The organism is Novosphingobium sp. Chol11, from assembly GCF_945870625.1.
In the GTDB taxonomy this organism is placed as follows: domain Bacteria; phylum Pseudomonadota; class Alphaproteobacteria; order Sphingomonadales; family Sphingomonadaceae; genus Novosphingobium.
Genome location: NZ_CAMBTS010000025.1, coordinates 1 through 24,653, shown reverse-complemented (window position 1 = coordinate 24,653; position 24,653 = coordinate 1). Strand labels below are relative to the sequence as shown.

Genomic DNA, 24,653 nt, shown 5'->3' with positions numbered 1-24,653 from the left:
TGTGCCCCCGATTGCTCTGGCCCTAGGCCCAGCCTTGCTTGTATCAGCTCCGCAGCACCGCGCCCAGCTTGGCCGCCGCGGCGACGATCCGCTCGGCAATCGCTTTGAGCGCCGTCTCGTCGTAGCTCTTTTCGGTGGGCTGCAACGTGACCTCGATGGCCAGCGACTTGTGCCCATCGGGCACGCCGGTGCCACGGAAATCATCGAACACACAGGCTGCGACGATATTCGTCTTGTCCGCCCCGCGCACGCTGCGCAGCAGATCGCCCGCCGCCAGATCGGCCGCAACAAGAAAGGCGAAATCGCGGGTGACCGCCTGCAAGGGCGGCGGCGCGAAATGGCTGCGGGCAAACGTTGCGGCGCCCTTCTTTGCCGGAATGCGATCGAGAAACAGCTCTACCACCGCGACCGGCCCGTCGAGGCCGAACGCCTTGGCCGTGGCCGGATGGAGCATGCCGAAGCGTGCCAGCACGGTCTTGGGCCCCAGCCGCAGGGTGGCGGACTGGCCGGGGTGAAACTGTGCGCCAGCCTCGCCCATGACCTGAAGATTTTCCACCGGTGCGCCTGCTTCGGCGAGCAGTGCCAGCGCCTCGGCCTTGGCATCGAAGGCATCGAACGCGCGCGCTTTGCCGCCATTGGCTTTGGCGTCCCAGCCGCGCGGGCTCTGTTCACCTGCCAGCACTGCAGCAATGCTCAGCCGCTCATCGCTCGATCCGTCCTCGGCGCGGGCATAGCGGCGGCCGATTTCGAACACGCGGGCCGACGTCGCGCCACGATCCAGATTGCGCTGCGCCGCGCTCAGCAGGCCTGGCAGCAGCGAGGGGCGCATCACCTTGAGGTCTTCCGAAATGGGATTCGCCAACGTCCACACGAATTGGCCATCGGCGAAATGCGCGGCCTGCGCTTCGGGCAGGAACGACCAAGTCACCGCCTCGTGCAGCCCGCGTGCGGCTGCCGCCCGGCGCACGCGGCGCTCCAGCGCCTGCACCGGGGTCGCGGTCGGCTTGGCCACCCCATCCGCGCGCGGCAGCGGGGTCGAGGGCACTTGATCAAGTCCGTGGATGCGGATCACTTCTTCGACCAGATCGGGCGCGCCATCGATATCGCCGCGCCAGCTGGGCACGGTCACTTGCCAGACTGGGCCTGCGCCGCCGATGGCAAAGCCAAGCGCGGCAAGGATGCGCTGCTGCTCGGCATGGGCCAGATCAATGCCGCCGAGGCGCGCGGCGAGCGCCGGGTCGTAAGTCACGACTTTCGGCGCAAATCCGGCGTCTCCAGCGCGCACCACTGCGCTGGCGGAGCCGCCGCAGAGATCAAGGATCAGCGCGGTCAGAAGGTCCAGCCCGGTATCCAGAAACGCCGGATCGACCCCGCGCTCAAAGCGCGTGCGCGCGTCCGATGTCAGCGCCAGCGCTTGACCTGTGCGCGCAATGCCCGGCGGATCGAAGTAGGCGACTTCGAGCAGGACATCGGTGGTCTCATCGGAGCAGCCCGAATGCTCGCCGCCCATGATCCCGGCGACATCGTGGACCCCGGCCTCGTCGGCGATCACGGTCATGTCTGCGGCGAGGACAAATGTCTTGCCGTTGAGCGCGGTGACGCTCTCCCCCGCTACTGCGCGCCGGGCGACAACCGCACCGGTGAGCTTGGCGAGATCATAAGCATGCGCCGGGCGGCCATAGCCCAGCATGACGTAGTTGGTGATATCAACCAGCGCCGAAATCGAGCGTTGGCCAGCGCTTTTCAGCCGGTCCTGCAGCCACTTCGGGCTCGGGCCATTGGCAACGCCGCGAATGACCCGGCCATAAAATGCCGGGCAGCCGAGCGGATCGTCGGTGCGGATTTCGACTGGACACGCGAAATCGCCGCCGTGGGGCTGCACTGCAATCGGCTTCAACGTACCCAGACCCGCCGCCGCCAGATCGCGCGCGATGCCAAAAACCCCCATGCAGTCAGGCCGATTGGGCGTGATCGCCACGTCGAACACCGGGTCTGATCCCAGATAATCGGCGAACCTGCTGCCCACTGGCGCACTTTCCGGCAATTCGATGATGCCATCATGCTCTTCGCCGAGGCCAAGCTCGCGCGTAGAGCACATCATGCCGTTCGACTCGACGCCCCGGATCGCCGACTTGCGCAGCTCCATGCCATTGGCAGGCACGATCGCGCCGGGCACGCCCAGCACGCCGATCATCCCGGCACGGGCATTGGGCGCGCCGCAGACCACTTGCAGCGGCGCTCCATCACCCAGATCGACCGACAGCACTTGCAGCTTATCCGCCTGCGGGTGCTTCTCCGCGCTCAGCACGCGCGCGATGCGGAACGCCGCCAGCGCTGCCGAGGCATCCTCGACGCCCTCGATCTCGAGGCCCAGCGAAGTCAATTTCTGCGCGATGGCATCGGCGCCCGCATCGGTATCAAGATGCTCTTTGAGCCAGGAGAGCGAGAACTTCATGCGCGTGCTCCCACACCGCCGGAGAGGGTCGGCACATCGAGCGCGCCGAAGCCATAATGCTCCAGCCAGCGTGCATCGCCATCGAAGAAGGCGCGCAGATCGTCCATCCCGTATTTGAGCATGGCGAGGCGGTCCACCCCGGTGCCAAAGGCAAAGCCCTGCCATTCATCTGGATCGAGCCCGCCGAACGCGATCACTTTGCGATTGACCATGCCGCTGCCCAAGACTTCCATCCAGCCGCCGCCCGCCACATCGCCGCCGCCGCCGATCACCCGTTTGCCGTTCACCAGCGTATAGCCGACATCGACCTCGATCGATGGCTCGGTGAAGGGAAAATAGCTCGGCCGCAGGCGCAGGACGATATCGTCGCGCTCGAAAAACGCCTTGAGGAACGTCTCAAGCGTCCATTTGAGGTGGCCGATATGGATGCCTTTGTCGATCACCAGCCCTTCGATCTGGTGAAACATCGGAGTGTGGGTGGCGTCGCTGTCGCTGCGATAGACCCGGCCCGGGGCAATGATCCGCAGCGGCGCGCCCTCTGCCAGCATCGACCGGATCTGCACCGGCGAGGTGTGAGTGCGCAGCAGCATCGCGCGGCCTGCTGCATCCTTGTCCGGGAAGTAAAACGTATCGTGCATCGCGCGCGCCGGGTGCGTTTCGGGCATGTTGAGCGCGGTGAAGTTGTGCCAGTCATCCTCGATTTCCGGGCCCGTGGCGACGGCAAAGCCCATGTCAGCGAAAATTTCGGCCAATTCATCCATGACTTGGCTGACCGGGTGGACCGAACCGCGCGGCAACCGCGGCGCGGGCAGCGACAGGTCGACCGTTTCGTTGGCGAGCTTTGCTTCGAGCGCGGCGCTTTCGAGCGCGGCCTTACGCGCGGCCAGCGCACCGCTTACCGCCTCGCGCGCCGCCTGAATGCGCGGACCTTCGCTGGTGCGCGCTTCGGGGCTCATCCCGCCAAGGCTTTTGAGCAAGGCCGAGACCCAGCCCTGCTTGCCCAGCGCGGCGACACGGATCGCCTCCAGCGTATCGAGGTCTGCCGCTGCTGCGACTTGGGCAAGCGTTTGCGCCTGCTGTTGTTCAAACTGTTCCATAGCGGCGCGCGCTAGCGCCTATTGCGCGCGAATCCAAGCGTGTGCCTTTAAGCAAATTGCGTGGTGCCAGCCTTCTGCGCCGGCACATGCATGGTCTGAACCGGGGTTCCTGCTGCGGCGAGTCGCGCTTTCATCACCCCGCTGAGCACCGGGTGCGCAAGCGCGGCATACTCGCGCGGACACATCCCCATGAAGCGGTGGAAATCGCGGACGAACTGGGCCTGATCGTAATATTTGCTGTCAATCGCCTATCTCCAGGTCAACACCGGATCGAGCATGAACTGCGACAAGCTGCGCATGAAGCGCTGGCGCCGTAGCAGCAAGCTGGGCGGAAAGCCGAAATGCCGCCGGCATAGCCGCTCGACGGTATAGCCGGGCAGCCCGGTGGCCTCCGCCATTTCGGTCACTGTAGAGACCGCAGGATCGATCAACGCGAGGTGAACCGCCACAATCCGCGCTTCATCGGGCGTCTCGTCCTGCGCTCGCCGTTCGAAGAACGCTATGATGCGCGCCAGTTCGCCCTGTTCGTCGGCAGCCCCAGCAAACAGGGTCTCGATCAGGGGTTTGAACACGGCCAGATCGGGCTCGCCGGCCGGATCGCACAGCCGATCGGCAAAGCGCGCCGCAGGAGCGCCCACGAACTTGGCCCAACCCAGCGGCAGCAGCCCGATGCCCCAGATCCGGGCGCTGCCGATGGTGAACTTGACCGAGGACGTGGTCGGCCCGGTGACGATGGCGTTCAGGCCACGAACAGGCGCCCCGCCCAGCAGCCGGGTTTCGGGCAATGCACCGTCGAACACCCGCAGATTGGCCCATTCGGGGTGCAAATAATCGGTCACCGCGCCATCTGGCCCGGCGTTGATCTCGGTCATGTAGAAAGTCGTGAAGTAGCGCCGCAGCGGCTCTGGCGGCTGATAGAATCGCACCTGAACCTGCGTGCCTTCCGCCATTGCGCGCTCTCCGCTTATATTTTCTTAGGCACCCTTTTTGCCCCTGAAAACATATTGCAATTTACGCAAGAAGGCACAAGCGCTCATTCGTTGCACTGTCCCAATTGGACACAGGCCGCCGCCGCCCGATGCGAAGCGGGCGCCGGCCTTTCGACCAGCGCCCGCCTTGTTCAATTACAGAACCCATGCATTGCCGCCTGATCAGGCGGGCAACGCAGCTTTCGCCTGGGCAATGATCGCGCTGAAGATAACGGCTTCATTCATCGCCAGATCGGCCATCGCCTTGCGGTCCAGCTCGATGCCGGCCAGCTTGGTGCCATGGATGAACTGCGAATAGGTCAAACCTTCGGCGCGAACAGCGGCGTTGATCCGCTGGATCCACAGGCCCCGGAAATCCCGCTTTTTGACCTTGCGGTCGCGGTACGCATATTGGCCTGCCTTCTCAACAGCCTGACGCGCGACGCGGATGGTGTTCTTGCGGCGGCCCCGATAGCCCTTGGCCTGATCGAGGATCCGCTTATGTTTGGCGTGGGTGGTTACACCCCTTTTGACACGGCTCATAGTCTAGCGCTCCTTAGCTCAGCCCGTAGGGCGCCCATTTTTTGATGACCTTCGCGTCGGCATCGGAAATGACATCCATGCCGCGGTTCTGGCGAATGTACTTCGCATTATGGCTCATCAGGCGGTGACGCTTACCGGCGACGCCGTGCTTCACTTTGCCTGACGCAGTGAGCTTGAAGCGTTTTTTAACGCCGCTCTTCGTCTTGAGTTTGGGCATTTTCGTCTCCTTGTGTTCGAAGCGTCGAACCAGCCGTGGCAGCCCTACTGGCCAGGCCGGTTTTGTCGAATCTCCGTTCAGGAAACCCGTCCGCGTCGGTTGAAGCTGCGCCTTTTAGGGATGGGCCGCGCAAAAGGCAAGCAGAGTCACCGTTGGCAAATGGCATCGCGATCGAACGAGGTGGTCTGATAGGTCTCGTTGATCCAGTTAGCGAACAGCAAGTGGCCCGCGCCGCGCCAGGTGTTGCGCGGGACGGCGGCGGGGTCGTCATCGGGGAAATAATGTCGCGGCAGATAACTCGCGGCATCGCGGGCATATTCGTGCGCGAGGGTCAGCGTGTCATATTCCAGATGATTGAGCATGTGCACCGCGCGGTGGGCGGGATCATCGATCAGGCACACGCCGCTCTCGCCGCTTTGCGCAAGGACGGCGAGACCGCGCCCATCGGGCAGGTCGGCCGCGCGCACCTCGCTCCAGCGCGAGACCGGCACATCGAACACATCGGGCAGGCCGCGCATCCACGGGCTGGCCGGCGCAAGGTTGTCATGCGCGAACACCCCGCTCGCCTTTTCAGCAAGCGCATGCTTGGGCACGCCATGAAAATGCTGCAAGGCCGCCATCGCGCCCCAACACAGCGTGAACGTACGGTGGACATGGCTTTGCGACCAATCAAGGATGCGGCGCAGCTCGTTCCAGTACGTGACGTCCTCAAAGCCGATCTGCTCGACCGGCGCGCCGGTGATGATCAGCCCGTCATATCTCTGATCCTGCACGTCTTGCCACGGCGCATAGAACTCGGCGAGGTGTCCCGCCGAGGTAGTCTTGCTTACATGATCCGAAATGCGCACGAGCGAGAGTTCGATCTGCAGCGGCGTCGCGCCGAGCAGCCGCGAGATCTGCGTCTCGGTGGTGATCTTGTCAGGCATCAGATTGAGCAGCGCGATGTGTAGTGGGCGAATATCCTGCCGCGCGGCTTCGGTTTCGCTCATTACGATCACGCCTTCGGCTTCGAGCGTGCGGCGGGCGGGGAGACTGTCGGCAATCCTGATTGGCACGTGATTTTCCTCTGATCTTGGCCGTTAGGCTAAGCCAGGATCGGACGCCGCGTTCGGCAAACAGGAATGCAGGCCTTGTTCCGTTTGGTTGCCGGACCGGCCGCATCCCTTCTGCCGAAGGTGCCACCTTGCCCGGATACGGCAGGTTGGCGCCGGGGTGTCGTCCCCAGCTCTTGATGCTGAACATTGTTTAGCGGCAGGTTGCCCGGATTGCAATAAGGCGGTGATGGGCCGGTGATGGGCCCGTGTTCATGCGGCGAAGGGACTGTGTGCATCAAAAGGCTTGCTAATGCGACTGCTTCGCATTACTCAAGAATCACGACGCCAAGAAAGCTGCCGCTTATGTACATCTGCATTTGCAATGCCATCCGCGAAAGCGACTTGCGCAGCGCCGCGCGCCGCCAGAACGGGGATGCCGAGGCGCTTTACCAAAGGCTGGGCCATCAGCCCCGCTGCCGCCAATGCCTCAGCGCGGCGCAGCAAATCGTGGCGACCGAGCGCAGCTTCATGGCGGCCTGATCTGCCAGGTCTGCCCTAAAGCCTGCTGATGCGACGCGGCTTGCTCTTGCAGCCTGCCGCGCGACAATCCATACTCCAGGTATTAACGACCGATCAAAGGAGCGCGCCGTGAAGGGTGAAGCCAAAGTCATCGAGTATCTCAATCAGGCGCTGCTGAACGAACTGACCGCGATCAACCAGTACTGGCTGCATTACCGCATGCTGGCCAACTGGGGCGTTACAAAGTTGGCGGAATACGAGCGCCACGAATCGATCGATGAAATGAAGCATGCCGATATGCTGGCAGACCGCATCTTGTTCCTCGATGGCTTGCCCAATTTTCAGGCGGTGGGCCGTTTGCGCGTTGGCGAAAGTGTCGAGGAAATCCTGAAGGCGGACTATGCGCTTGAGATGGACGCGCTGCCCCTGCTCAAGGATGCGGTGGCGCATTGCGAAAGCGTGCGCGATTTCGTCAGCCGCGATCTGTTCGCCAAGATCCTTGAAAGCGAAGAAGAACATGTCGACGTGATCGAGCAGCAGTTCGATCTGATCGCGCGAATGGGCATCGAGAACTACACCCAGCTTAACAGCAAAGCGGTAGAAAGCTGAAAGCCGGGCTTCAATGCCCGCAAGCCAGCGCCTCGACCACATCTTCAAGCCGCGCCGGATCGCCCACTGCCAGCACATGCCCGTCGCTACCGGCATGGAGCGGTTCGCCGTTCCAGTCTGACATCGTGCCGCCCGCGCCTTCGACCACGGGGACCAGCGCCGCCCAGTCGTGAAGCTTGAGATTGGCCTCGCACACCACATCAAGCTGCCCGGTGGCGAGCATGGCGTAATTGTAGCAATCGCCGCCCATCACCATGCGGCGGTAGTCGGTCTTGGCGGCAAGCCCCATGAAATGCGCGCCTTCGTGGTCGTCGAAGTAATGCGGCCCGGTGGTGGCAAGCGTGGCATTGGCCAGCGCTGCGCAGGCGCGCGCGCGCACCTCGCGGCCATTCAGCGTGGTCTTGCGCCCAACCGCGCCGACCCAGCGCTCATTGGTGATCGGCTGGTCGATCACGCCCAGCACCGGGAAGCCTTCGACCACCAGCGCAATCAGCGTGCCGAACATCGCCCGGCCGGCCAGAAACCCGGCGGTGCCGTCGATCGGATCGAGCACCCAGCTGCGGCGCGAGGTGCCGGCGGTGGTCGGAAACTCTTCGCCGATCACGGTATCCTCCGGGCTTTCCGCCTTCAGGATCGCGCGCATCGCTTCTTCGACGGCGCGATCAGCAAGCGTGACCGGCGTCGCATCGCCCTTGCGGTCGGCGATCAGGCCGGAGCGGAAATACGGGCGGATGGCGGCCCCTGCGGCATCGGCAAGGCGCAGGGCGAGCGCGATATCTGGATCAAGGTTCATAGCCGCCAGCTTTCCTCCCCCGGCGCGGCGCGGTCAAGCAGGATCAGGCGCACGTGGGCGGCGTTTGCCCTTGGTCCGGCTTGTCAGGTGATAATGGCGGCAGCGGTCGCAGCGATAAGGGCGCAGGGCCCAGCCTGATTCGCAGGCTGCGGCAATGGCATCGGCCTCGGCAAAGAAGCGCTGCTTGCGCGCGCAGATGCTGGCCCGGGTTTTCATGTCCCTGGCCCGGCCCCGCGCCTGCGGCGATTAATCGAAGAGGCTCGACACCGAGCTTTCATCGGCGGTGCGGCGTACGGCTTCGCCCAGCAGCGAGGCAATACTCATCACCCGGATGCGGCTCGATCCCAAGGTCGCCTCGGTCGGCAGGATCGAATCGGTAATGACGAGTTCCTTGAGCACCGATTTATCCACGCGCGCCACCGCCCCGCCCGAAAGCACGCCGTGGCTGATGTAGGCAGCAACGCCAGTCGCGCCGCCTTGCATCAAGGCATCGGCGGCATTGCACAAAGTGCCGCCCGAATCGATGATGTCGTCGATCAGGATGCACATCCGGCCCTTCACCTCGCCGATGATGTTCATCACTTCGGATTGGCCCGGGCTATCGCGGCGCTTGTCGACAATGGCCAGAGGCGCATTGTCGAGCCGCTTGGCGAGCGCGCGCGCGCGCACCACACCGCCGACGTCGGGCGAGACCACCATGATCTCCTGGCCTGCATAGCGCGTCTGGATATCGGCGGCCATGACCGGTGCGGCGAACAAGTTGTCCGTCGGGATATCGAAGAAACCTTGGATCTGCCCGGCATGGAGATCGACCGCAAGCACCCGGTCGGCGCCCGCCGTGGTGATCAGATTGGCCACCAGTTTGGCCGAGATCGGGGTGCGCGGGCCCGGTTTGCGGTCCTGCCGGGCATAGCCGAAATAAGGGACCACGGCGGTGATCCGCCGGGCCGAAGCGCGGCGCAGCGCATCGATGCAGATCAGCAGTTCCATCAGATTGTCATTGGCGGGAAAGCTGGTCGATTGGATCACGAACACATCTTCGCCGCGCACGTTCTCGTGGATTTCAACGAACACTTCTTCATCGGCAAAGCGGCGTACCGAAGCCTTGGTCAGCGGCAATTCGAGATAGGCGGCAATCGCTTGTGCCAAGGGCAGGTTGCCGTTGCCGGACATTATTTTCATGGCGTGCCGAGTCCCCAAGCTGCGCTCTTGTCGCGCGCGCTTTAACCCAAGATGACAATTTTGCAACGTTGGCGCGCCCGGTTTACCCAAGCGACGGCTTGAAGAATGGGGCCAATGCCGCTTAGGTGCAGCGCATGGCCGATAAACTCATCATCACCCTTGCCCAGCTGAACCAAAAGGTGGGCGATCTTGCTGCCAATGCCGCCGCCATGCTCGCGGTGCGCGCCAAGGCCGTTAACAGCGATCTGATCGTCTTTCCCGAGATGCAGCTGATCGGCTATCCGCCCGAAGACCTGATCCTGAAGCCCGCGCTGATCGAGCGCGCGGCGGTCGAGCTGGAGAAATTGGCGCAGGCAACTGCCAATGGCGGCCCGGCCATGCTGGTTGGCTCGGTGTTCGTGCGCGACGGCGCGCTGCACAATGGCGTGGCGCTGCTCGAAGGCGGCAAAGTGGCGGCGGCCCGCTTCAAGGTCGAACTGCCAAACTACGGCACGTTTGACGAGAAGCGCTATTTCCTGCCCGGCCCGCTGCCCGAGCCAGTGGAGTTTCGCGGGGCCAAGCTGGGCCTGCCGATCTGCGAGGATATCTGGCACGGCGAGGTTTGCCGCCATCTGGCAAATCAGGGCGCGGAGATTTTCCTGTGCGTCAACGGCAGCCCTTACGAGATCGACAAGAATGTGCTGCGCATCGACGGCGTGGCCAAGCGCCGCGCGATGGATACCGGCATTCCGCTCGCCTTTGTCAACCGCGTCGGCGGGCAGGACGAGGTCGTGTTCGATGGCGCCAGCTTCGTAGTCGGGGCCGAAGGCGCGGTGTGGGTGCAGATGCCCGATTGGCAGGAAGCCATCGTCGACACGACATGGCGGCGCGTGCCCTATGGCCGGGGCCACCGTTGGCGCTGCGAGCCGGGCGAGATCAGCAAGCTGGCCGAGCATCCCGAAGACATCTATTCCGCGATGGTGCTCGCGCTGCGCGATTATGTGAACACCAATCGCTTTCCCGGCGTGGTGCTGGGCCTATCGGGCGGGATCGATTCGGCGATCTGCGCTGCGATTGCCGTCGATGCCCTGGGTGCGGAGCGGGTGTGGTGTGTAATGATGCCCAGCGCCTATACCAGCGCGGAAAGCCTGGAGGACGCGGCGGGCTGCGCGGCGATGCTCGGCGTGCGGCTCGATACCATCGGCATCCAGCCGGCGGTGGACGGCTTTGCCGCGATGCTCGCCCCCGCCTTTGCCGGCCGCGCGCCCGATCTGGCCGAAGAGAACCTGCAATCGCGCATTCGCGGCACGACGCTCATGGCGCTGTCCAACAAATTCGGCCCGATGCTGGTGACCACCGGCAACAAGAGCGAGATGAGCGTGGGCTATGCCACGATCTACGGCGACATGAACGGCGGCTATAATCCGCTGAAAGACGCCTATAAAACGACCGTGTTCGCCATCTGCAAATGGCGCAACGGACATCGCCCCCGGATCGGGATGGGCCCCGAAGGCGCGGTGATGCCCGAGCGGATCATCACCAAGCCGCCCAGTGCCGAACTGCGCCCCGACCAGAAGGATTCGGATTCGCTGCCGCCTTACGACGTGCTCGACGCGATCCTCCACGGCCTTGTCGAGAACGAAAAGAGCGTGGAGCAGGTCGTCGCCGATGGGTTTGCCTACGAAACCGTGGCGCGGATCGAGCGCCTGCTCAATCTGGCCGAATACAAGCGGCGGCAAGCGCCCCCCGGGGTCAAGCTGGGTTCGCGCAATTTCGGGCGGGACCGGCGCTATCCGATTACGAATGGGTTCCGAACAGGGTGAGATGTTTTGATTTCTTTAGAATTTTGAGCTAGTTTAACGACGATGAAGAAGAAGGCTTCCTCCATGGCTGATATCCACGCTGCACTGCCTCCGGTGCAAGCGGCCTTGCGAGCAGAGCTCGCTGCGCGGATTGCAGCTGGGGAAGATATTGCCCGGACAGAAGGCGACACGATTATTTCGCGGCATCCCCCGCTCCGCAGCCTGAGCGAGCGCCGCAAAGACCTGCTGGAACAATACCAAGCTGCGAGCGGAAATCAGCTCGGCATAGAACGCAAATCCGTAGCCTGAACGAGTGCCCGTACTCACGGTCATTGCTGGCCCAAATGGGTCGGGCAAATCCACTCTCACCAACATGCTGATCGAAAGCGGGATTTCGCTGGGCGAATACTTCAACGCCGACGATATCGCGCGCGACCTTGAAGGCCCGCCGGAAGAGGTTTCACGCCGCGCCCAGCAGATTGTCCGGGACAAGCGCGAGGCCGCTCTGGCGCAAGGGCGTGACCATGCGTTCGAGACCATCATGTCACACCCTTCGCATATTGACTACATGAAAGAGGCGGCGAGCGCGGGGTTTGAGGTTCGACTATATTTTGTTGCTACGGAAGACCCTGTCATCAACCTTGATCGGGTCGGCAATCGCGTGGTGCGCGGCGGACATGATGTGCCGGCTGACCGCATTGTTGGACGTTATCATCGATGCTTGGCCAACCTGCCGGATGCAATTGCCGCTGCCACACATTGCGAAATCTTCGACAATAGTTCGTCGAACAACCCAATGCGCCACTTGGCTCAATTGAGAGCTCGTCCAACCCGGCTTCGAGGCAGGCAGAAGCCGCATTTATTGCATGATCCGCATTTGACGCTTGAGTCCTACCAGCGTTCCCGCATGCGTCGGCAGATTGAACTAGATGCTATCCCAGTCTGGTGGTTCGAAATTCTCTTGCAGATCAAACCCACCGATCCCTTTGCCGACGGCCCCCTGTTATGACCACCACCACCCGTTTCGCCCCTTCCCCCACTGGCAAGCTGCATGTCGGCAATGTCCGCGCCGCGCTGCACAATTGGTTGCTGGCCAAGCGCGAAGGCGGACGGTTTCTGCTGCGCATCGACGATACCGATGCGGCGCGCAGCCGGGAGGAATATGTCGAGGCGATCCGCGCCGATCTGGCGTGGCTGGGGCTTCATCCCGATGGCGAGGAGCGGCAATCGGCGCGCTTTGCGATTTACGAAGCGGCGTTCGAAAAACTGGTTGCGGCAGGGCGGCTCTATCGCTGTTATGAAACCGCGCAGGAGCTGGACCTCAAGCGCAAGGTGCTGCTGGGGCGCGGGTTGCCGCCGATTTACGACCGCGCCGCGCTCGCGCTGAGCGAGGCGGATCATGCCGCGCGAGCCGCGGCGGGCGAGGCACCGCATTGGCGCTTTCTGCTCGATCACGACACGCCGATTGCTTGGGAAGACGGCATTCGCGGGCCCCAGCATTTCGATCCGCGCGCTATGTCGGATCCGGTGGTGCGCCGCGCCGATGGCACGTGGCTCTATATGCTGCCCTCGGCCATTGACGATGCCGAAATGGGCGTAACCGATGTGCTGCGCGGCGAGGATCATGTGTCCAACACCGCAACGCAAGTGCAGATGTTTGTCGCCTTGGGCGCTGTGCCGCCGCGCTTTGCGCATGAAGCGCTGCTGACGGGCGCGGAGGGCAAGCTTTCCAAGCGGCTGGGGGCGCTCGGCATGGCCGATCTGCGCGAGGCGGGGATTGAACCCGAAGCCGTGGTTGCGCTGCTGGCGCGGCTGGGCACGTCCGATCCGGTCGATCCCTCGCTGGATGCCGCAGCGCTGGCGGCCAGCTTTGACCTGACGCGCTTTGGCCGCGCCCCTGCCCGGTTCGACGATACCGACCTCCACCGGGTCAATGCCGCGATTGTCCACCGATTGCCTTATGCGCGGGTGCGCCATCTGCTGCCCGAGGGCATGGGCGAGGCAGCGTGGGAAGCGATCCGGCCAAATCTGGCGCATATCGACGAAGTGGCGGATTGGTGGCAGGTGGTGACCGGGCCGATCATGCCTCCCGCGTTCGATGAAGAGACGCTGGCGTTCCTGAGCGTGGCCGCCGCGGCGGCGCACGATCTCGACTGGTCTGCCGATCCCTGGCGTGAATGGACCGGCGCGCTGAAAGAGAGCACCGGCCGCAAAGGCAAGGCGCTGTTCATGCCGCTGCGTCAGGCGCTGACCGGCAAGGACCACGGACCGGACATGGCCGCGCTATTGCCGCTGATCGGCCAGGAGCAGACCCTGGCCCGGCTGGGCTAACCCCTCACGCCCGCCCGGTCTGGCTGACCAGATGGGACGGGTCGATCCCTTCAGCGCGCCAGGTGGCAGCCCAGCGCGCGGCGACGGGGGTGTCAAACAGGATTTCGCGGCGCCCTTGCGCGGCGTACCAACCATGGCCGCGCATCTCGCCCTCAAGCTGGCCTGCGCCCCAACCGGCATAGCCGAGCGCGACCAGCCATTGCGAGGGACCGCGCCCCTCGGCGATGGCGCGCAGCACATCCATCGAAGCCGACAGCGCACACATCGGCGCAACCGCGACCGACGCAGTACCGCCCCAATCGAGCGAATGGAGCACGAACCCGCGTCCGGTTTCGACCGGGCCGCCGTGCATGATCGGCACGTCGGGGGCAACGCCGGGATCGATGCCGATATCGTTAAGCAGGCCATGCAGCGTGACGCCTTCGCGCGGGCTGCCGATGCCGATGCCCAGCGCGCCGTGCTCGTCATGCACGCACATCGCGATCACCGCGTGATCGAAACGCTCGTCACCCATGCCCGGCATGGCCAGCAGCAGGCGGCCGGAAAGATATTGCGGCTGAAGCAGCGAAGCTTTGTTCATTCCCGAGGCAATAGGCGAATTGCCCCCGGCGGGGAACGAAATTCAGGCCGCTACTTTTGCCCTGCGGACATCCGCCGCCTCGATCAGGCGCTTCTCGATGGTGCGCATGCGGCTTTCTGCGTCGATCTTGTCGCCCAGCAGATCGGTGACATAGAAGGTATCGACCGCGCGCTCGCCGTAAGTCGCGATGTGCGCCGAATGGACAATCGCGCGCGCATCAAACAGCGCCCGTGCCAGGCTGCTCAGCAAGGCAGGCCGATCGCGTGCGCCAACTTCGATCACCGTGAAACGGTTCGAGGCCTTGTTGTCGAAGATCACGATCGGCTGGACCTCGAACGCCTCGCCGCGCGGCCGCGCGAGGGGCCGCGCGGCAAGCTGCGGCAGCATCTTGCCACGGTTGGCCAGCGCATCGGCAATCGCGGTCTTGAGCCGGGCGATCTGGCCCGGCTCGTTGAGCGGGCGGCCCAGCGGGTCTTGCACCAGAAAGTTGTCGACCGTCTGCCCGTTGCGCGCGGTATGGATCCGCGCATCGATGATGTTGCCGCCAGCCAGATGGATGCCGCCCGCGATCCGGTAAAACAATCCGGGATGATCGGCGGCGAGCACGGTCAGCAGCGTGGCCCCGCGCGCCGGATACCAGACCGCCTCGATCGTCAGCGGCTCATCGAGCGCGCGGTCCATCTGTTGCAGATTTAGCGCGATGATGTCTTCCGGTTCGGCGATCCAATAGGCATCGCCAAGATGCCGGCCGACGGTGCCGATCAAAACGTCGCGCTCGCTCAGCAACGTGGCGACAGCGGCTTTCTTGGCGGCGATGCGCTCGATGCGGCCATGCTGTTTGTGGCCCAGCCGCAGCATTTCCTCCGCCGCGGTGAACAGGTCGCTGAGCAGCTGGCGCTTCCACGAATTCCAGATGCCCGGGCCGACGGCGCGGATATCGACCACGGTTAGCACCAGCAGCAACCGCAACCGTTCCTGGCTTTGCACTTTGGCGGCAAAATCGGCGATGGTCTTGTAATCGGCCAGATCGCGCTTGAAGGCGGTGGCGCTCATCAGCAGATGCCAGCGCACCAGCCACGCGGTCAGTTCGGTCTCGGCGGGCGACATGCCCAGCCGCGGACAAAGCTTCATCGCGATTTCCGCGCCGAGCACCGAATGATCGCCGCGCCGCCCTTTGGCGATATCGTGGAGCAACGTGGCCACATAGAGCACGCGGCGCGAGGAGACTTTGCCAATCACCTCGCTGGCCAGCGGATGCTGGTTGGTTTCCTCGCCCCGTTCGATCCGTAAGAGCAGCCCGATCGCGCGGATGGTATGTTCATCGACCGTGTAGTGGTGGTACATGTCGAATTGCATCTGTGCGATCACACGCCCGAAATCGGGCACGAACCGGCCGAATATACCGGCCTCGCTCATCCAACGCAGCACCGTTTCTGGATCGTGGCGGCTGGTCAGCAGTTCGAGAAACAGCGCGTTGGCGCGAGGATCCTTGCGCACTTCGGCATCGATCAGGGTAACATCGCGGCGCGCCATACGCATCGCTTCGGGATGGATTTCCATCCCGTTGCGATCCGCCACCACGAACATTTCGAGCAGACGCACCGGGTCTTGCCGGAAAAAGTCGTCGCCTTCCGCGCTGATCTTGTCGGCCTGGACCGGAAACACCCCGATCTTGCGCTTGCGGCGCTGGCGCAGCGCGGCAAAGAAACCCAACCTTTGCCGCGCGAACTGTTCATCAAGCTGCGCGAGAAACATGCTGGTAAGCGAGCCGACCTGCGTGGCCTGCAGGAAAAAGTAATGCATGAACCGCTCGACCGCGCTCTTGCCCGGCCGGTCGGCAAAGTTCATCCGCATGGCCAGTTCGCGCTGCAGATCGAACGTCAGGCGGTCTTCGGCGCGGCCGGTCATCGCGTGGAGATGGCAGCGCACCGCCCAGAAGAAGTTTTCCGCACGGTGAAACGCGCGGTATTCCGCTGTGGTCAACAGCCCGACATCGACCAGCTCGCTGGCATCGCGCACTTTGTGGATATATTTGCCGATCCAGTAGAGCGTGTGGAGATCGCGCAGGCCGCCCTTGCCTTCCTTGACATTGGGTTCAACGACATACCGGCTGTCGCCCAGCCGCTTGTGCCGCGCCGAGCGCTCGGCAAGCTTTTCTGCAACAAACTGGCGCTCTGTCCCGGTCACGACTTCGCTCCAGAACTTTTGCACGCTTTCATCGTAAAGCAGGCGGTCGCCCCAGACATAGCGTCCTTCGAGTAGCGCGGTGCGGATCGTCAGATCGCTGTGCGCCATGCGCACCATATCGGGTAGCGACCGGCTGGAATGCCCGACTTTCAGCCCCAGATCCCAGAGGAAATAGAGCATCGCCTCGATCACCTGCTCGCACCACGAGGTGGGCTTGGTCGGCGTCAGGAATGCGATATCGACATCCGAATGCGGCGCCATTTCACCGCGCCCATAGCCGCCCACCGCCATGACGGCGATGCGCTCGCCGGTCGAGCGGTTGCTCGCGCGATAGACATGGCCCACCACATGATCATAGATAACACGCACCAGCTGATCGACCAGGAACGATTGGCCCTGCGCGCATTCGGTGCCGTGGGATGGCCTTTCCCTCAGCCGCCGCTCCAGCTCGGCGCGCCCATCCGCAAGCGCGGCGCGCAATCGCTCGACCACCGCAGGCCGCGCGGTTGCGCCGTCGGCGGCATCGAGCGCGGCGATCGTATCGGCAAGCGCACGCCGATCGATGATCGCGCGCTGGCTGGAAATCCGGGGGAGAATCATCGAGACAAGGAACCAAGCATAAAAGGCGGCTTACAGCATCACCCCTTGCCCGTCCCTTGCCACTGTACACTGTACACTGTAATTGCGCTTGAGGGCGCGTTTATCCACTTTTTCAGTGCCGAGGCGCGGCAGGGCGTTCTGTTCTTCCCACAGCTTCAGCGGAATCTTGAACGCCGCGATGTGCTGGGCAAGAAAGGCGCGCAGTTCATCCTCGCTGACCGCGCAGCCCTCTTTGGTGAGATAGACCGCAACCGGAACTTCGCCATAGAGCTCGTGCGGCAGCCCGAAAACGCTGACTTCGGCAACGCATTCATGCGCGTAGATCGCCGCTTCCACTTCCTGGCACGAGATGTTCTCGCCGCCGCGGATGATGATGTCCTTCTTGCGGTCGACGATGAAGAGATAGCCTTCGCTATCCAGATAGCCGAGGTCGCCGCTACGGAAATAACCATCGGGCATGATCGCGGCGGCGGTCGCCTCGGGATTGTCCCAATAGCCGAGGAAGTTGGCGACGCTGCGGATCGCCACTTCGCCGATCTCGCCTGCCGGCAGCGCAACTCCGGCATCATCAAGGATCGCCAGATCGACCAGCGGGCGTGAGGCAGGGCCGGTGCTGTTCGGCTTGGCCAGATAGTTTTCGTTGAAATTGCCGCAGCCGACGCCGTTCGTTTCGGTAAGGCCGTAGCCGATGATCGGAAACGCCGCAGGCAGCGAATGGCGGATCCGTTCGACATGTTCGGGCGGGCGCGGCGCGCCGCCCGCCGCAAAAGTCACGCAAGAAGAAAGATCATAACTGTCGCGGTCCGCGTGCGTGGCAATCTCGAAGCTCATCAGCGGAACGCCCACGAAATACGTGACCTTCTCGCGCTCGATCAACTGCATTGCATGAACCGCGTTCCATTTCGGCATCAGCACCAGCTTGCGGCCGATCGCGAAGGATTGCAGCATCAACGGCACTTCGCCGGTAACGTGGAAGAGCGGCACATTGACCAGCGCGATGGGCTGCGCATCGGGCGCAGGCGCGGTGCCGCGCGCGGTCATCACGCCCAAGACCAGCAAGCTTTGCGCGACATAGCTGAAGGTCCCTTGAACTACGCCGCGGTGATCCGAAAATGCCCCCTTGGAGGCACCGGTCGAGCCCGAGGTGAACAGCACGGTGGCGAGATCGTCCGGCCCCATATCGGGCAAGGCCGTTTCAGCGCCGCCGCCCTTGGCAGTCAGCGCGGCAAGCCCTTCGGCGGCAGGGCAATCGTGCTGCAAGGGCAGGATTTCGACGCCTTCCGTGTGGCCAGTGATCCGATCCTCGCGCGAGCGATCGGCGATCACCAGCCGGCAGCCGACCAGGTCGATGCCGCCCACCAGTTCCTCGCCCTGCCACCAGCCATTCAGCAGCACCGCGCAGCCGCCTGCCATCAGCACCGCCATATAGGCGATGATCCAGTTGGCCGAATTGCGCGCAGCGATGCCGACCCGCTCGCCCTTTTGCAGCGCATGGCCGGCCACCAGCCCGCCGGCCGCCACCCGCGCGGCGGCATAAGTCTCGGCAAAGGTGAGGCGGATATCCCCGTCCACGATGAACTCGCGCGCGCCGTGCTGCGCGCAGAAATAAGCGAAATAGCCAGGCAGGCTGGGCGGGGCGGCCGCAATCATCGGCAACTCGCGCCCGAAACGCGAGATCGGCACCGTCTGCAGCATCCCGCCCGGCGCAGTCAACGCGTCCATCACGCGGGCGGTTTCTTGATCAAGCTGCGTCAACATCGCTCTCTACTCTCCCTGTGGACCTGCTTATGCGGCCCTTTTCGCGCTATTCGGATTTGCCTGCAACCTTGGCCCTGTGCCAATAGGCAAACGCCAAGAGGCACATGAAGGCCGCTCTTCTGGGATGGCCGACGGGGCAACAGTCACGTTCCGTTTGAAAAACTTGTAGGGAGTTTGGCGCGTGCTGTCACTATCTGCTGCCGCTGCGGCGATTTCTGCCGGGCATGTGCCGCTGCACTGGGAAGATCTCGGGCTTTCACCGATTGCGCTCGATCTCGGATTTTTCACCCTCAAATGGTATAGTCTGGCGTATCTTGCCGGGATCGTGCTGGGCTATTGGCATCTGGGCCGGATGATCCGGCAGCCCGGCGCTCCGATGGCGCAGCGCCATGCCGATGACGTGTTTTTCTACGCCACGCTGGGCATCATCCTCGGCGGCAGGCTGGGCTATGCGGCATTCTATGCGCCCGAATTGCTCACCCATCCGCAAAACCTGCTCAAACTGTGGGAGGGCGGCATGAGCTTTCATGGCGGCCTGATCGGCACCGTGCTGGCCATCGCGTGGGTTTCATGGCGCGGGCAGATCGATTTCGTGCGCGCCTGCGACTATATCTCGGTGTGTGTGCCCACAGGGCTGCTGTTCGGTCGCTGCGCCAACTTCGTGAATGGCGAGCTCTGGGGCCGGGTAACCGATTCGACGATGCCGTGGATCATGACCTTCCCCGGCGGCGGGCCGCTGCCGCGCCATCCAAGCCAGCTTTACGAAGCCGTGCTCGAAGGGCTGCTGCTCGCGGTGATCATGTTCTTGATGTTCTGGCGCACCCGCGCGCGCTGGCGGCCCGGCCTGCTCGTCGGCACTTTTACGCTGGGCTATGCGCTCGGGCGTTTCACGGTCGAATTCTACCGCGAACCGGATGCGCAGTTGCTCGAATTTGCGCGCGCCACCGGGCTGTCGATGGGCCAGTGGCTGACTGTGCCAATGATGGCGGTGGGACTGTTCTTTATGGCGCGGGGGCTGATCCGTCCGCCGCTGTCGGTTTCGGTGAAGCCTGCGGCGCGGTGAAGGAAGCAGGATTGGCCGGTGTGTGCCAACCAGACGGCGGACTAAAGGCTGTTTTCGCCCGGCTGATCGCCGCAACCGGCCCGATCACCGTGGCGCATTATATGGCCGAATCCAATGCGCGCTATTATGGCGAGCGCGATCCTCTGGGCAGAGCGGGCGATTTCATCACCGCGCCCGAAATCAGCCAGATGTTCGGAGAACTGATCGGGCTGTGGCTGGCAGACCTGTGGCTTCGCGCGGGGCGGCCCACGCCGGTGCACTATGTCGAACTCGGGCCGGGCCGCGCAACTTTGGCGCGCGATGCGCTGGCCGCCGCGCGGCGTTTCGGTCTGGAGCCGAAGGTCCACTTCGTCGAGGCAAGCGCGGCGCTGGCGGCGCTTCAGCGCGCGGCGTTTCCCGGCGCCATCTGGCATCATGATCTCGCCTCAGTGCCCGACGAAGGCTGCCTGTTATTGGTCGCCAACGAATTTCTCGATGCATTGCCGGTGCGCCAGCTGGTGCGCACGCCGGGCGGCTGGCGCGAGCGGATGATCGGCTGGGACGGCACCGGTCTGGTCGCGCTGGCCGGCGAACGGCCCATGGATCTGGCGGTTCCGCCGCAATTTGCCGATGCGCCGGAGGGTGCCATTCTCGAAACCTCCCCTGCCGCCGCCAGCATCGCCGCTGAAGCGGCGCGGCGTTTGCGCGGGCAAGGCGGCGCGGCGCTGATCATCGACTATGGATATGACGCCCCGCAGCTGGGCAGCACGCTGCAGGCCGTGCGCGCGCATGCCCGCGTCGATGCGCTGGCTTTCCCGGGCGAGGCTGATCTGACCGCGCATGTCGATTTTGCCGCGCTGGCGCAGATTGCGCAGGCGCAGGGCGCGCAGTTCCTCGGCACTGTCGGCCAAGGGGCCTGGCTGCGCGCGATGGGGATCGCGGCGCGCGCGCAGGCGCTCGCGCGCGCCGCGCCCGAGCAAGCCGAAGCACTGCGCGCGGCGATGGATCGGCTGACGGGGGAGCAACATATGGGCGCGCTGTTCAAGGTCATGGGGCTGACCGCACCGCACTGGCCCGAGGGGGCAGGATTCTAGCGCCTGCGGCGGTTCGCGCATCCATTTGGCCCATCACGCGCATCCAGCCGCCCGGACTTGCTGCGAATGGATCGCAATTCATCACGGAAAAGTGCCAAATTCCTTGATTTCACGGCCATTTTTGCCTCCAATAAGGCTATTGGCAAACTGACGGAATTGGGTTTATCAGGCGGCCCCAACGGGGGAGCCGCGGCCCCTTAACCATGGTGCTCGCGCATGCTCCGTACCTTGGGGTATATTCCCGCGCTTTGAATCTTGAGATAAGTCAGTCACAGTCAAGTTTTATACGCAGCGGCAGCAAGCAGGACAGTGTTATGGCGAATGAAGCGAGCATCGATCCGGCACAGCTTTCCGGCGATGGTGTGCGGAGACGTGATTTCATCAACATAGCGGCGGTCAGCGTTGGCGGCGTCGGCGTTCTTGCGGCGCTTTATCCGCTGGTGGCGCAGATGGCCCCTTCGGCCGACGTGCTCGCCGAAAGCTCGACCGAGATCGACATCTCGCAGATTGCCGAAGGTCAGGCGATCAAGGCAATCTGGCGCAAGCAGCCGGTATTTGTGCGCAATCTGACTGCCGCCGAGATTGCCGATGCCGACAAAGTGAACGTGGCTACCTTGCGCGATCCGGAAACGCTTGAGCAGCGCACCACGGCGGGCAAGAAAAACTGGCTAATCACGATGGGCGTTTGCACCCATCTTGGCTGCGTGCCGCTCGGCGCAAGCGATGGCGAAGTCAAGGGCGAGTACGGTGGCTATTTCTGCCCTTGCCACGGCTCTGTCTACGATACTGCCGCGCGCATTCGCAAAGGCCCGGCGCCGAAGAACCTGGAAGTACCGGCGCATGAATTTACTTCCGACACTATCGTGAAGATTGGCTGAGGACTGAACCGATGAGCTTTCCCTGGGCACAAGAATACAAGCCGGTAAATCCGCTGATGCGGTATCTGGATGAGCGGCTTCCGCTCCCCCGGTTTGTCTACAATGCGGTCGGCGCGGGATACCCCGTGCCGCGCAACCTTAACTATATGTGGAATTTCGGCGTTCTGGCCGGTTTCGCGCTGGTCATGCAGATCGTCACCGGCATCGTTTTGGCGATGCATTATGCCGCCAATGCCGGCGTCGCGTTCGATAGCGTCGAGCACATCATGCGCGACGTGAACTGGGGCTGGATGCTGCGCTATGGCCATGCCAACGGCGCGTCGATGTTCTTCATCGTGATCTACATCCACATTTTCCGCGGCTTCTTCTATTCGTCATACAAAGCGCCGCGCGAAATGATCTGGCTTCTGGGCGTGGTCATCTTCTTGCTGGTCATGGCGACCGCATTCATGGGCTACGTGCTGCCGTGGGGCCAGATGAGCTTCTGGGGTGCCAAGGTCATCACCGGCCTGTTCTCGGCCATTCCCTTCGTCGGCGAGCCTTTGCAGCAATGGCTGCTGGGGGGCTTTGCGCCTGACAACGCGGCGCTGAACCGCTTCTTCTCGCTGCATTTCCTGCTGCCGTTCGTGACGCTGGGTGTGATCATCCTGCACGTGTGGGCGCTGCACATTCCGGGCTCGTCGAACCCGACCGGCATCGAGGTGAAGACGGAGTCGGATACGGTGCCGTTCCACCCCTACTACACCGCCAAGGATGGCTTTGGATTGGGCGTGTTCCTGATCGTCTACGCCTCGTTGGTGTTCTTCGCGCCGAACCTGCTGGGCCACCCGGACAACTACATTCCGGCGAACCCGATGTCGACGCCGGCGCACATCGTTCCCGAATGGTACTTCTGGCCGTTCTATGCGATCCTGCGCGCCTTCACCTATGACTTCTTCATCATCCCAGCCAAGCTGATGGGCGTGCTCGCGATGTTCAGCGCGATCCTGGTGTGGTTCTTCCTGCCCTGGCTCGACAACGGCCCAGTTCGTTCGGGCCACTATCGCCCGCTGTTCCGCAAGTTCTTCTACCTGCTCGTGATCGACGTGCTGGTGTTGGGCTACTGTGGCGGCGCACCGGCAGCCGAGCCTTTCGTGATGATCTCGCAGATCGCCTCGATGTACTATTTCCTCCACTTCTTGGTGATCCTGCCTATCGTCGCCTCGATCGAAAAGCCGCAGCCGCTGCCCTTTTCGATCACCGAGTCGGTGCTTGGTAAGGACAAGAGCGCAGTGCTCCGCCCCGAGATGAGCAGCACGCCTGCGACCGCCTGATCCAGCCCAAGCGTAAATTTGCGAGAGAATTGTTATGGTCCGTCTGTTTGGTCCCCTTGTCGGCTTGTTCTTTGCGGTCGCGCTGTTCTGGTCGTTCGGCAATGGCGCCTATGTTGCAATGACCGAGGAAGTGCCGGAAACGGCCGAGGAAATGTTTCATAAGCATCCCGAGGAAGTGGCTTTCTCGTTCGACAGCGCAATGGGCACGTTCGACAAGCGGCAGCTGCAGCGCGGCTTCCAAGTCTACAAGGAAGTGTGCGCCAATTGCCACAGCCTGAAGCATGTCACTTTCCGCGATCTTGCTGCCATTGGTTATAACGAAGCCGAAGTGAAGGCGATTGCCAAGCAGTGGCCCTCCAAGGCGCAGACGTTCGATCCCAAGACCGGCGATCGCGGCGAGCGTACCAACCTGCCCTCCGATCCGTTTCCGGCGGTCTACTACGCTGGCCAAGGCGTCCCGCCGGATCTCTCGCTGATCACCAAGGCGCGCCATGGCGGTCCGCAGTATGTTCGCTCCTTGCTTGCAGGTTACGCCGAGCAGGAAGGCTACAAGAACGAGCAGGGCATCGAACTGCTCAAGAAGTTCCCCGACGCCAAGACACCCGACGGCTTGTATTTCAATCCCTACTTCGCCAATCTGAACTTGGCGATGCCGGCCCCTCTCGTCTCTGACGGTCAGGTGACCTACAGCGACGGCACCTCCGCCAGCGTGAAACAAATGTCGACCGACGTTTCGGCGTTTCTGGCGTGGACTGCCGAACCAAAGCTCGACAAGCGCAAGCAGACTGGCTGGGCTGTGCTTGGGTTCCTGCTGTTTGCCACGGTGCTGGCGTACTTTGCCAAGCGCAACGTCTGGTCAAACGTGCACTGAGCGCGCCGCGCAAGACAATCCGAACGAAGGCCACCGGCAACGGTGGCCTTTTTCGTTTGGGCCGATAGAACGACCTCCGCGCGAATTGAAGATTGGACCGCATGACCGTTGATGAACTTAAGGCGCTTGTCCGCGCTGTCCCTGATTTCCCGGCACCGGGAATCCTCTTTCGCGATATCACCACGCTGATCAGCCACGGTGAGGGGTTTGCCGCTTGCGTCACCCACCTTGCCAACCGGGCCAAGGCCGCCGATGCGCAGGCCATTGCGGGCATGGAAGCGCGCGGCTTCATCTTCGGCGCTGCTGTCGCGGCGCAGCTCGGGCTCGGCTTCGTGCCGGTGCGCAAGCCTGGCAAACTGCCGGTGGCGACCATCGGCGTCGATTATGCGCTGGAATATGGCCGCGACCGGCTTGAGATCGATCCTGGCGCTATCCGCCCGGGCAGCCGCGTGGTCATCATCGACGATCTGATCGCCACCGGCGGAACCGCGCTCGCGGCGGCCGAATTGCTCCGCACAGCGGGGGCCCGCATCGATCTGGCGCTGTTCGTGATCGACCTGCCCGATCTGTTCGGCGCAGAACGGCTGCGCGGCGCGGGCGTGACGGTCGAGGCGCTGATGGAATTTTCCGGGCATTGACTACACCCGATGGATCCACCGAACGCCCAAAGCGCAAGCAAGGTTGACGGGCCAATGCCGATCATGGCAAGCGAGGTTCATCGCGCGGGTATAGCATAGTGGTAATGCACTAGCCTTCCAAGCTAGCTAGGCGGGTTCGATTCCCGCTACCCGCTCCATTTTC

General features: G+C 63.2%; 24 protein-coding genes, 1 tRNA gene and 1 riboswitch. Of the genes, 13 read left to right on the top strand and 12 right to left on the bottom strand.

The genetic code is table 11. From position 1 onward, the window contains the following. Positions 1-43: 43 nt before the first annotated feature. From pheT to metA, 6 genes are all read right to left on the bottom strand, one after another. Entirely contained in the window at positions 44-2,455 is a 2,412-nt protein-coding gene (pheT, locus tag Q0O40_RS06480; protein WP_295527693.1) for a phenylalanine--tRNA ligase subunit beta, read from the bottom strand. Beyond that, complete coding sequence (gene pheS / locus Q0O40_RS06475; RefSeq protein WP_295527692.1) at positions 2,452-3,552, bottom strand: phenylalanine--tRNA ligase subunit alpha; 1,101 nt, start codon at positions 3,550-3,552, stop codon at positions 2,452-2,454. Before pheS ends, pheT begins: the two co-directional genes overlap by 4 nt. 248 nt (positions 3,553-3,800) lie before the next feature. Next, positions 3,801-4,502 (bottom strand): AraC family transcriptional regulator, encoded by a 702-nt coding sequence (locus Q0O40_RS06470; RefSeq protein WP_295527691.1) that lies wholly within the window; start codon positions 4,500-4,502, stop codon positions 3,801-3,803. Between the two features lie 201 nt (positions 4,503-4,703). Further along, entirely contained in the window at positions 4,704-5,063 is a 360-nt protein-coding gene (rplT, locus tag Q0O40_RS06465) for a 50S ribosomal protein L20 (protein WP_295527690.1), read from the bottom strand. Between the two features lie 13 nt (positions 5,064-5,076). After that, complete coding sequence (gene rpmI / locus Q0O40_RS06460; protein WP_295527689.1) at positions 5,077-5,280, bottom strand: 50S ribosomal protein L35; 204 nt, start codon at positions 5,278-5,280, stop codon at positions 5,077-5,079. Positions 5,281-5,426: 146 nt separating this feature from the next. After that, positions 5,427-6,335 carry a homoserine O-succinyltransferase gene (metA, locus tag Q0O40_RS06455; protein ID WP_295527688.1) on the bottom strand — a complete coding sequence of 303 codons (909 nt, stop codon included), beginning with the start codon at positions 6,333-6,335 and terminating at the stop codon, positions 5,427-5,429. Between the two features lie 74 nt (positions 6,336-6,409). Beyond that, positions 6,410-6,520, bottom strand: a riboswitch (SAM-I-IV-variant riboswitch). A gap of 157 nt (positions 6,521-6,677) precedes the next feature. Here metA and Q0O40_RS06450 point away from each other — a divergent pair. Together Q0O40_RS06450 and bfr are read left to right on the top strand one after the other, a co-directional pair. Next, a complete protein-coding gene (locus tag Q0O40_RS06450; protein WP_295527687.1) occupies positions 6,678-6,854 on the top strand; it encodes a (2Fe-2S)-binding protein in 177 nt (58 codons plus the stop codon). 108 nt (positions 6,855-6,962) lie between these two features. Further along, the gene (gene bfr, locus Q0O40_RS06445; protein WP_295527686.1) at positions 6,963-7,442 is read left to right on the top strand and encodes a bacterioferritin; all 480 of its coding nucleotides are present in this window, start codon (positions 6,963-6,965) and stop codon (positions 7,440-7,442) included. A gap of 10 nt (positions 7,443-7,452) precedes the next feature. On the opposite strand, the gene Q0O40_RS06440 is transcribed toward bfr, so the two are convergent. Genes Q0O40_RS06440 through Q0O40_RS06430 form a run of 3 tightly spaced genes read right to left on the bottom strand, consistent with a single transcriptional unit; the run spans position 7,453 to position 9,417 of the window. Next, entirely contained in the window at positions 7,453-8,235 is a 783-nt protein-coding gene (locus Q0O40_RS06440; RefSeq protein WP_295527683.1) for an inositol monophosphatase family protein, read from the bottom strand. 33 nt (positions 8,236-8,268) lie between these two features. Next, the gene (locus Q0O40_RS06435; RefSeq protein WP_295527680.1) at positions 8,269-8,451 is read right to left on the bottom strand and encodes a hypothetical protein; all 183 of its coding nucleotides are present in this window, start codon (positions 8,449-8,451) and stop codon (positions 8,269-8,271) included. A 30-nt stretch (positions 8,452-8,481) separates the two neighbouring features. Then, on the bottom strand, positions 8,482-9,417 hold the full coding sequence (locus Q0O40_RS06430; protein WP_295527677.1) for a ribose-phosphate pyrophosphokinase: 936 nt from the start codon (positions 9,415-9,417) through the stop codon (positions 8,482-8,484). A gap of 134 nt (positions 9,418-9,551) precedes the next feature. On the opposite strand from Q0O40_RS06430, the gene Q0O40_RS06425 reads away from it, so the two are divergent. The 4 genes from Q0O40_RS06425 (at position 9,552) to gltX (ending at position 13,529) form a co-directional block, all read left to right on the top strand. Then, positions 9,552-11,219, top strand: a complete 1,668-nt coding sequence (locus Q0O40_RS06425; RefSeq protein WP_295527675.1) for an NAD+ synthase — start codon at positions 9,552-9,554, stop codon at positions 11,217-11,219. 63 nt (positions 11,220-11,282) lie between these two features. Continuing rightward, positions 11,283-11,507 (top strand): hypothetical protein, encoded by a 225-nt coding sequence (locus Q0O40_RS06420; protein WP_295527672.1) that lies wholly within the window; start codon positions 11,283-11,285, stop codon positions 11,505-11,507. A gap of 4 nt (positions 11,508-11,511) precedes the next feature. Further along, the gene (locus Q0O40_RS06415) at positions 11,512-12,207 is read left to right on the top strand and encodes a zeta toxin family protein (protein WP_295527670.1); all 696 of its coding nucleotides are present in this window, start codon (positions 11,512-11,514) and stop codon (positions 12,205-12,207) included. Then, a complete protein-coding gene (gene gltX / locus Q0O40_RS06410) occupies positions 12,204-13,529 on the top strand; it encodes a glutamate--tRNA ligase (RefSeq protein ID WP_295527667.1) in 1,326 nt (441 codons plus the stop codon). Before Q0O40_RS06415 ends, gltX begins: the two co-directional genes overlap by 4 nt. A 4-nt stretch (positions 13,530-13,533) precedes the next feature. On the opposite strand, the gene Q0O40_RS06405 is transcribed toward gltX, so the two are convergent. Genes Q0O40_RS06405 through Q0O40_RS06395 form a run of 3 tightly spaced genes read right to left on the bottom strand, consistent with a single transcriptional unit; the run spans position 13,534 to position 18,654 of the window. Further along, the gene (locus Q0O40_RS06405; protein WP_295527711.1) at positions 13,534-14,094 is read right to left on the bottom strand and encodes a YqgE/AlgH family protein; all 561 of its coding nucleotides are present in this window, start codon (positions 14,092-14,094) and stop codon (positions 13,534-13,536) included. Between the two features lie 57 nt (positions 14,095-14,151). After that, positions 14,152-16,896: a [protein-PII] uridylyltransferase gene (locus Q0O40_RS06400; protein WP_295527665.1), complete on the bottom strand. Its 2,745-nt coding sequence runs from the start codon at positions 16,894-16,896 to the stop codon at positions 14,152-14,154. 30 nt (positions 16,897-16,926) lie between these two features. After that, positions 16,927-18,654 (bottom strand): class I adenylate-forming enzyme family protein, encoded by a 1,728-nt coding sequence (locus tag Q0O40_RS06395; protein WP_295527663.1) that lies wholly within the window; start codon positions 18,652-18,654, stop codon positions 16,927-16,929. Between the two features lie 184 nt (positions 18,655-18,838). Between Q0O40_RS06395 and lgt the strand changes: the two genes are divergently transcribed. The 7 genes from lgt to Q0O40_RS06360 all read left to right on the top strand — a co-directional run bounded on the left by lgt (position 18,839) and on the right by Q0O40_RS06360 (position 24,648). Further along, positions 18,839-19,717 carry a prolipoprotein diacylglyceryl transferase gene (lgt, locus tag Q0O40_RS06390; protein WP_295527709.1) on the top strand — a complete coding sequence of 293 codons (879 nt, stop codon included), beginning with the start codon at positions 18,839-18,841 and terminating at the stop codon, positions 19,715-19,717. 11 nt (positions 19,718-19,728) lie between these two features. Next, entirely contained in the window at positions 19,729-20,790 is a 1,062-nt protein-coding gene (locus tag Q0O40_RS06385) for an SAM-dependent methyltransferase (protein ID WP_295527707.1), read from the top strand. Positions 20,791-21,104: 314 nt separating this feature from the next. After that, on the top strand, positions 21,105-21,668 hold the full coding sequence (gene petA, locus Q0O40_RS06380; protein WP_295527705.1) for a ubiquinol-cytochrome c reductase iron-sulfur subunit: 564 nt from the start codon (positions 21,105-21,107) through the stop codon (positions 21,666-21,668). Positions 21,669-21,679: 11 nt separating this feature from the next. Beyond that, a complete protein-coding gene (locus tag Q0O40_RS06375) occupies positions 21,680-22,981 on the top strand; it encodes a cytochrome b N-terminal domain-containing protein (RefSeq protein ID WP_295527661.1) in 1,302 nt (433 codons plus the stop codon). 34 nt (positions 22,982-23,015) lie between these two features. Next, a complete protein-coding gene (locus Q0O40_RS06370) occupies positions 23,016-23,852 on the top strand; it encodes a cytochrome c1 (protein WP_295527659.1) in 837 nt (278 codons plus the stop codon). Positions 23,853-23,953: 101 nt separating this feature from the next. Next, positions 23,954-24,490, top strand: a complete 537-nt coding sequence (locus Q0O40_RS06365) for an adenine phosphoribosyltransferase (protein WP_295527658.1) — start codon at positions 23,954-23,956, stop codon at positions 24,488-24,490. 84 nt (positions 24,491-24,574) lie between these two features. Then, positions 24,575-24,648 (top strand) — tRNA-Gly (locus tag Q0O40_RS06360). Positions 24,649-24,653: the final 5 nt, after the last annotated feature.

What these genes read in the sequence shown, in the direction of transcription:
- pheT (WP_295527693.1), bottom strand. Translation starts at nt 2,455, where the DNA reads ATGAAGTTCTCGCTCTCCTGGCTCAAAGAGCATCTTGATACCGATGCG.
- pheS (WP_295527692.1), bottom strand. Translation starts at nt 3,552, where the DNA reads ATGGAACAGTTTGAACAACAGCAGGCGCAAACGCTTGCCCAAGTCGCA.
- Q0O40_RS06470 (WP_295527691.1), bottom strand. Translation starts at nt 4,502, where the DNA reads ATGGCGGAAGGCACGCAGGTTCAGGTGCGATTCTATCAGCCGCCAGAG.
- rplT (WP_295527690.1), bottom strand. Translation starts at nt 5,063, where the DNA reads ATGAGCCGTGTCAAAAGGGGTGTAACCACCCACGCCAAACATAAGCGG.
- rpmI (WP_295527689.1), bottom strand. Translation starts at nt 5,280, where the DNA reads ATGCCCAAACTCAAGACGAAGAGCGGCGTTAAAAAACGCTTCAAGCTC.
- Q0O40_RS06450 (WP_295527687.1), top strand. Translation starts at nt 6,678, where the DNA reads ATGTACATCTGCATTTGCAATGCCATCCGCGAAAGCGACTTGCGCAGC.
- Q0O40_RS06440 (WP_295527683.1), bottom strand. Translation starts at nt 8,235, where the DNA reads ATGAACCTTGATCCAGATATCGCGCTCGCCCTGCGCCTTGCCGATGCC.
- Q0O40_RS06435 (WP_295527680.1), bottom strand. Translation starts at nt 8,451, where the DNA reads ATGAAAACCCGGGCCAGCATCTGCGCGCGCAAGCAGCGCTTCTTTGCC.
- Q0O40_RS06430 (WP_295527677.1), bottom strand. Translation starts at nt 9,417, where the DNA reads ATGAAAATAATGTCCGGCAACGGCAACCTGCCCTTGGCACAAGCGATT.
- Q0O40_RS06425 (WP_295527675.1), top strand. Translation starts at nt 9,552, where the DNA reads ATGGCCGATAAACTCATCATCACCCTTGCCCAGCTGAACCAAAAGGTG.
- Q0O40_RS06420 (WP_295527672.1), top strand. Translation starts at nt 11,283, where the DNA reads ATGGCTGATATCCACGCTGCACTGCCTCCGGTGCAAGCGGCCTTGCGA.
- gltX (WP_295527667.1), top strand. Translation starts at nt 12,204, where the DNA reads ATGACCACCACCACCCGTTTCGCCCCTTCCCCCACTGGCAAGCTGCAT.
- Q0O40_RS06400 (WP_295527665.1), bottom strand. Translation starts at nt 16,896, where the DNA reads ATGATTCTCCCCCGGATTTCCAGCCAGCGCGCGATCATCGATCGGCGT.
- Q0O40_RS06395 (WP_295527663.1), bottom strand. Translation starts at nt 18,654, where the DNA reads ATGTTGACGCAGCTTGATCAAGAAACCGCCCGCGTGATGGACGCGTTG.
- petA (WP_295527705.1), top strand. Translation starts at nt 21,105, where the DNA reads ATGGCGAATGAAGCGAGCATCGATCCGGCACAGCTTTCCGGCGATGGT.
- Q0O40_RS06375 (WP_295527661.1), top strand. Translation starts at nt 21,680, where the DNA reads ATGAGCTTTCCCTGGGCACAAGAATACAAGCCGGTAAATCCGCTGATG.
- Q0O40_RS06370 (WP_295527659.1), top strand. Translation starts at nt 23,016, where the DNA reads ATGGTCCGTCTGTTTGGTCCCCTTGTCGGCTTGTTCTTTGCGGTCGCG.
- Q0O40_RS06365 (WP_295527658.1), top strand. Translation starts at nt 23,954, where the DNA reads ATGACCGTTGATGAACTTAAGGCGCTTGTCCGCGCTGTCCCTGATTTC.